6 protein-coding genes are annotated in these 6,800 nt (G+C 39.8%); 5 read left to right on the forward strand and 1 reads right to left on the reverse strand.

All coding sequences use genetic code 11. The features are described 5' to 3' along the window. From ACFE90_RS31935 to ACFE90_RS31955, 5 genes are all read left to right on the forward strand, one after another. Positions 1–215 (forward strand): hypothetical protein (locus ACFE90_RS31935; protein ID WP_375506342.1); only part of this gene is annotated, 215 nt, incomplete at its 5' end. A gap of 349 nt (positions 216–564) precedes the next feature. Beyond that, positions 565–894, forward strand: coding sequence for a hypothetical protein (locus tag ACFE90_RS31940; protein ID WP_375506337.1), 330 nt, complete (start codon positions 565–567; stop codon positions 892–894). A gap of 422 nt (positions 895–1,316) precedes the next feature. Further along, positions 1,317–1,553, forward strand: a complete 237-nt coding sequence (locus ACFE90_RS31945; RefSeq protein ID WP_375506338.1) for a hypothetical protein — start codon at positions 1,317–1,319, stop codon at positions 1,551–1,553. A 134-nt stretch (positions 1,554–1,687) separates the two neighbouring features. Beyond that, on the forward strand, positions 1,688–2,557 hold the full coding sequence (locus ACFE90_RS31950) for a hypothetical protein (RefSeq protein WP_375506339.1): 870 nt from the start codon (positions 1,688–1,690) through the stop codon (positions 2,555–2,557). A 25-nt stretch (positions 2,558–2,582) separates the two neighbouring features. After that, the gene (locus ACFE90_RS31955) at positions 2,583–2,957 is read left to right on the forward strand and encodes a hypothetical protein (RefSeq protein WP_375506340.1); all 375 of its coding nucleotides are present in this window, start codon (positions 2,583–2,585) and stop codon (positions 2,955–2,957) included. Between the two features lie 948 nt (positions 2,958–3,905). Here the strand turns inward: ACFE90_RS31955 and ACFE90_RS31960 are convergent. Then, a partial coding sequence (locus ACFE90_RS31960) for a DUF2157 domain-containing protein (protein ID WP_375506341.1) occupies positions 3,906–6,800 on the reverse strand: 2,895 nt, incomplete at its 5' end.

Consider the following 6,800-nt stretch of genomic DNA (forward strand, 5'->3'; position numbering starts at 1 on the left):
TACAGACTGCGCGAAACACCGAAACGTCAACTCTGGAGCAATATTTTTTGATGTATCAGGGACTTCCAACAAATAAATTATGCAATCTTGCAGGGATTGACCAAAAATTCCAGAATTTGTTTGGTATTTGCAGTCAAAAGAGTACGACAGTAAGCATCTGCGGCTTTTTTAATTATTTCCGCTTGCGTGGGATAGGGATGAATGACACTGCTTGATTCTGTCAGTTTGGAGACTTTTTCGAGAGAAAAATATTTTCTCAATAACAAATAGAATACAGACTTCAAACTATGTAAGCTTTTGAGAATATGACTGCAATTATGGCTCTCAACGGTGATATATCTACTTATCTCAAGCTTACGCTCTGAGAGGAATGGCACTAAGAAAAGCTCTAAGCTATATGAGGTAAGCACTTCAACTTTTAATCAATGAGTAGTGAGTGGGCTGGTCGAGCGATCGCTCCCGCATCAGACACAGCGAAATGGGTGGGGGCGATGCAGGGATTCCCCAAAAATTTTTTGGTCAGGCTGCACAGAGCTTATCAGAAAAAGTGACAACAGAATATTTATGGTGCGGTGGGCAGGTACTACTTACGGTAGTCCTCCGTTACGCCTATCATTGCAAGGTACTCGCCATCATTTAAATAACTTTATTCCCGAATTGTTAGCCGCAACTTCAACAAAACGTCTTCAAATTTATTCTACTTTACTTAAAGTTATTGCTCACAAGACTGTGAGCGTAGACGCGTTCGCCTTTGGCGTTGCCGCTCTCTTGCGGCTTGTCGTCAGACATCGCCCCGCAAGAAGTGAAGCACAAATCCGCAAACGTTGCCCAAAAATTTACCCCTTGATGACCAAACCCCGGCACGAATTACGAAAGCAATTGCAAACTGCTTAAACACAAGTGTTTCAGTTTTTCTTAGTGCCATTCGATAATGTATCAATTAAATTATCCTAAATTTGACTAATCTAAGTGTTTTTTATCACAAGCGATAAATCCGGAATATAAGGCTTGAACTTAGTTTAAGATGAGTTTTTATATGAGGTTTCTATAAAAAAATATTAGAAAAAATATTAGTTATATAGATTTTCTATAGATAAAATTAAAACTATTATGGTTTCTAGAAAAGCAAAAATTCAGAAACACAAGAAGCTTGAGATTCAATAATATTTTCGTAGGATGGAAATTATGGCTGCTGTACAACTTTATGCGCTGTAGGTCAAAATATCAAAGATTTATCGATTAGCGGAAAAAAACTAGATGAAGATGCATTCGATAGTTTTGTAAATCAATCCTAATATTATCCTTCTGGAGGCTCTATGAATTTTTTAATTCCGAATGAAAATAGTAAACCAAATCCCAGTCCTCACAGTACTAACCCAATTGAAAGCCAAATTATGGCAATGAATAGTAAAGAAGAGTTACAGCGAGAATTAGACTCAGTTCGTACTAATTACCAAAAATGGCAAGGCGATCAAACTGCAATAATAACGCAAACTAGACTGGCGCAAATTATTCATCTCCGTGCTAATCAGATAGGAATTCAACTAACGTAATCAACTTAATATTGTGCGTAGGTCAAACAAATCTGCTTTTTTCTATTCGCAATTCGCAGCGTTTTGCTTCCGGTAAGCCTACGGTATTAACGTTAACCTCCAAACTCAATAATAACGCAAACAATCATTAGTTTATGAAGAGGACTTTTCGTAAAACCGTCGTTGTATTTACAGTAATTGCAACGCTAACAACAGGGTGTCGCTCAACAGATGAATACAAAAAATTTGCCAAAGCAGAAAATGAATATGCCAATGCAGTTGATAAATTACTTGATGCCGCCAGTGACATACACATAGATTACACTTCTGAGCAATTATTAAATAATGACAAAATTACCAATCAAACACGTGGAGATTATAAAAGCTTTACTGAAAATGATGAACAACGTTTAGAGGTTATTGATAAGTTACGCAAACATAACAATCTATTAAGAGATTATTTTCAACTGCTTAACGAACTTGCTTCTTCCGATGCACCTGCACGCGCACAAGAAGAAATTAACGGAGTAGTAGATAATCTCAATAATAGTGGTAAAGAACTACAAGGGAGCAATTTGATTACAAATTCAGGTCTTTTTGAAGGCATTACCAATCTTGTAGTTTCATCACAAATTCGTGGAGCACTACGCAATGAACTAGAAAAACGTAATGGCACAATTATGCACGAACTAACTATTCATACGGAGATGTTAAAAATTCTTGGAGATTCAATTGAACAGGATGCCAAACTTATTCGTCAAGCAGAAGAAGAACGTTTGGTTATTCTTCCACTAACTCAGGACGCAGAAATTCCTGACAAAGAAGCATGGATTGAAACTCGACGGGAAATATTAATAAGGAGACGAGGAAAAGAACTTAAAGATGCTAGCAATGCATTAAGTGAGTTTCAAGGAGTTTTTCAAGGTCTTATTGAAGGAAAATTAAGTCTTGCTAGACTAAATGGTTTTTTACAAGATGTTGATAATTTTCTACAACTTGTTGAAGCAGATAAAAAAGCAAAGTAGATATTTACATTGTAGGAGAATTACCATGAATTTTAGTTCAAGAATTGCACCCGAAGAATCTACAATAATTGATAGAGAGCGTGAAGAAATTCTGAAGAGAATTAGGAATATAGAACTCAATCTCGATTCACCAGAAATGCAACAAAAATTTGAAAATGAAAAGGACGAGTCACGAAAACGAGATTTTGTTGATCAACGTAAAAAGATAGCGAGTTTACGCAGTCAACTTGAAACCGCAGCTTTAGAAAAAATAGCTGGGAGTCTAAAGAAGTTAGAAAAAGACTTGCTTGAAGGAATAAAAGACTTAACTCAAGCAATTGGTAAGGTGGAAAATACCGTAAATATTCTCACTACACTCAAAAATGTAACGGGAATTTTGGGACATGTTCTCTCGTTGTAAAACGATTTGCTCACCCAAGTGAAAGAAAAGGATACCACATTACAAAGTTTTGGAGCCTTTGATACTGCTGGTAAACACTGCTTTGACCAAGAGGCAGGGGAGCAGGGGGCAGGAAGCAGGGGAGAAAGATACTGGAATTCCCCTGTAAAAAGGGTTTCAAGCCCCTAAATTTATTTATGCCTAAAAGCAAAAATATTTATTTCGAGATGCGTAGCACAAGAAATAATGCGTCCGTTTTCTTGCCCCTAAATTTATTTATGGGGTTTCCCCCTTACTCCCTGCTCCCTGCCCCTTTTCCTCTTCTTTGACCAATCAATCCTAATATTATCTATCCTTCTGGATGGGAGCATCCCAATTTGGTACAAACAAAGAAGATAGGAAAATAATTTGCGATTATTACTCACGAATAAAATGCGATCGCGAATAATTTTGCTTGTTCATCTTTGATTATCTAATTAAAAACAAGATAAGAACACTCTCTTAAATCGGATTTTTAAATTACTATCTTAAAAACAAGATTGTGATATAGAGATTCTGTAACCCTTGCACCGCAGGACTTTCTGTAATTTTCTTCTTTCTTCCTTCTGCCTCTGCCTCCTGCTTTCTACCTAAATCAGCCCACTATTAATCGCCAAAAGCTGACAAGAACCTCAGTTCGGGTAAACGAAGTTGAGCTTCTGTTAATGGAATCCGTGTCATTATTTTGTGCTTCTATGCGTTATATCATGTCCGGTTAAAGACTTATTATTAAGACCGCAGAGGCGCAGAGGGGACGGGTTTTTGGGCTTTCTGCATAGAGAAAGGGAATTATAACTAATTAGCCGGACATGATATTAGCCGTTCGCAGAGCGTCTAGAAGGCTTTAGCAAAGCCACCGCTCTTGCTTAATTTTACAGGTATCTTGAATTTGGGCGATCGCCTGTCTAATTAGTTTAATCTTTAGCTTATCTATTCCCATGATTGAAATTCATCAATGGCGCTACGAATTAAAGAAGTTATTTGAGCGCGACGGGTTTCAAAGTTAGCGGCGATGTAAATCAGTAGAATGCCAACTAGCAAGCCAACAACCCATTTTAAAAAGGAGTACTGCAAGCTAAAAATGACTGATTGATAGATTGTAGTGATTAAAAAAGTGGCTGTACCAATGTAGAGAAAAGCCCTGACTCGCAAAGCTAATCCGGTAAAAATGGCGATGAGGCTAAAAATTCCAGGTATCCAGGCTGGATTTTGATTAAATAAAATTGCCCACCCACAAATTAAACCACTACCTAACACTCTCAGAATATGACGAGCGGCTTTATATTCTGGTAGCTTCAGTTGGGTATCTACTTGAGCAATATAAAGCAGTGATAACCCAATTGGCGTTACATACCACAAAGCATCAGTCAGGCGTAAGGAATCAAACCAACGGTAAAGCGCCCAATCAATCAACGCCACACTAACATAAGTAAAACGGATGTTTTCACCCACCTTTGCAAGGAAGATGTAAAATCCAGCTGCGAGTAGCAAGGTAATGGGGTAAGTTTGCAGTCTAGTTTCCCATAAAATTATCAGTGGTATGATATAGGCGGCTTGTTGCCAAGGTCTTTTAGACCAACCCCAATTTTCCCAAGGCAGAATATATAGAAAATAGGCTACTACACAGGCGATCGCACCGTTCCAAGGAACTAACGGCCCAGCCCAAAATTTTCCCACTGCTGTCTCGCGCCAATAAACCCTCATCCCGGCTACCTCTAATAAGCCAAGGTAAGCCCACATTTCGGCTATTGTAATTCTTCCAAAAATGCTGGGGGAAGTGGGCAAATTTCGTCCTTGAAAGATGGCATAACGAATCAAAAATACCCCTGTTCCCAATCCCACTAAACGGTTAACTCCAATGGGAAGAGGAATGGCAGCCATTAATAAACAGCTACTCCAAACCCAGTGAATATGGGCAATTCCTTTCAGTTCTTGAGGAGTTAGCCGTAAATAGCTTACAAGCCTTGGCGATAGGATACGGTAAGCATACATAATACTCGCGCCAAGAGTAGACATGGCAATCAATCCATCACCTAATGCTTCTGTTGAAGCTTGTGACATTTGATAGAACAAAAGTTCATAAGCAGAAATTGATACGCCAATAATTCCTAAGTACAGCAGGGGTTTAAAGTCTTCGCGGCGTCGCCCCACGCCAATGATAATTAAAGCTACACCCAAAGAATACAAACCAGTCCATTCGGTGAAGGTGTTCACACGCAGCAATACACTCAATGCAGCATAAATTAATGGCAAAATGTGAAAACTGCTAGGAAGCCTTTCTAATTGATGTCGTCGCCGCCACCACTCGCCAACAAGTTGAGCGGTTAAACCTAAAGCAATATTTGCGATTGCAATCTTAACTATTGATCCTTCCCCAAATCCCAGCCCTTGGGCAGTCAACAATTCCAAAGACCAACCGATGCCATAAAATGCCCAATTTGTCGGTTCTCGCCAACTGCGATAAACAATGGCTACCAAGGTGATTGCAGTGGCAGCTAAGTACAAAAATCCAGAAGTAATAAACCCTGAGTAAATTAGTATTGAGTGTAGCGTTAAACCAAACAACTCAAAACCACACAAGGCGATCGCCCATTTATCACTGGCGGCTGCATATATAATTGCTAATTCGTTACCGCGTCGGTTCAAAAATGTCCGCGTTAACCATAAAATTAGGATTGCGATCGCCCCGACGACAAACCAACCTGATAGCAAGAGGTGAGGTAAGCCAGGTACGCCTACCCATAAAAGTGCCACAATGAAACTCAGAAGAAATCCTTCTGTAATTACCGCAGATATTTGGTTTCGCAAATAGCGCGTATTTGCAAACATCAATCCCGTTCCTACGGCTAAACCGATTAATCTGGTTTCTGGTAGTTGTAAAGTCAGTAACTGGGCAACTCCCACAGCCAATACACTCAAGTAACGGCTAGTAAGGCGACGCTCTATAATTGTGGCATTGGCAACACCCGTGAGAGCTATAGGCGTAACTAGCCATAAGACTCCCCAATGAGCTTGTCCATCAGCTATGCCATACCAAGATGATTCTGCATTCATCCACAATAGGAAAAAACTAGCGGCGGCTAGTCCTAAACCGATATCCCAGGCACTATGTCGCCATAAACCTTCGCTTAGGCTAAATACCCATTCTGCAACCATCAGAACTAATAAAATACTTGCCCAGGCTGGGTGACTCAGGGTTGGTAATAACCAATTAATGGTAAAACAAAAAGTCAGCACTCCGATGATGTGAGTTAGATATATCAGGGGAAGGGATGCAGGGGATCGGCGTTGAGTGACGAATGCAAGAGTGATGGTAGAAAATAGCAGATTTAGCGATCGCAATGCGGGATTTACTATAGCGATCGTTGTTAAAAAAGCTCCAAATAAGAGGGTGAGCAGTTCGCCAAATTTAGCCAATTCTCGCTTTTCGGTGCGATGCAGACTATCTGTGAGCGCCACCATCAAAATTATGTATGGAAATAAAGCTACACCCAGCAACGCCCAAGGTTCATTTTGAGAATTGGTAAGTTGAGTACCGATTGCGATCGCCAATTTCTGTAAATTATCAGGTACTAATCGCCAACCTAACCAAATTGTCTGTAACCCAATGACGAAAACTGCTGCAAAGTCTACCTTGAAACTGTACTGCCGCAAGCGACTTCCCACAAACCACAAACCCAAACCACTTACAGCTATTGCTTGCCAAGGATAATTTACTACCGAAACCAGCCAACCCAAGAAAAGTAGAGTACCACCCAGTCTTTCCCAGAGTAACAAGGATGAAAGGAATATTACTTTTGCTCCCTCTGCTTCCTCTGCTCCCCC

This window comes from uncultured Nostoc sp. (genome assembly GCF_964245445.1).
In the GTDB taxonomy this organism is placed as follows: Bacteria; Cyanobacteriota; Cyanobacteriia; order Cyanobacteriales; family Nostocaceae; genus Nostoc.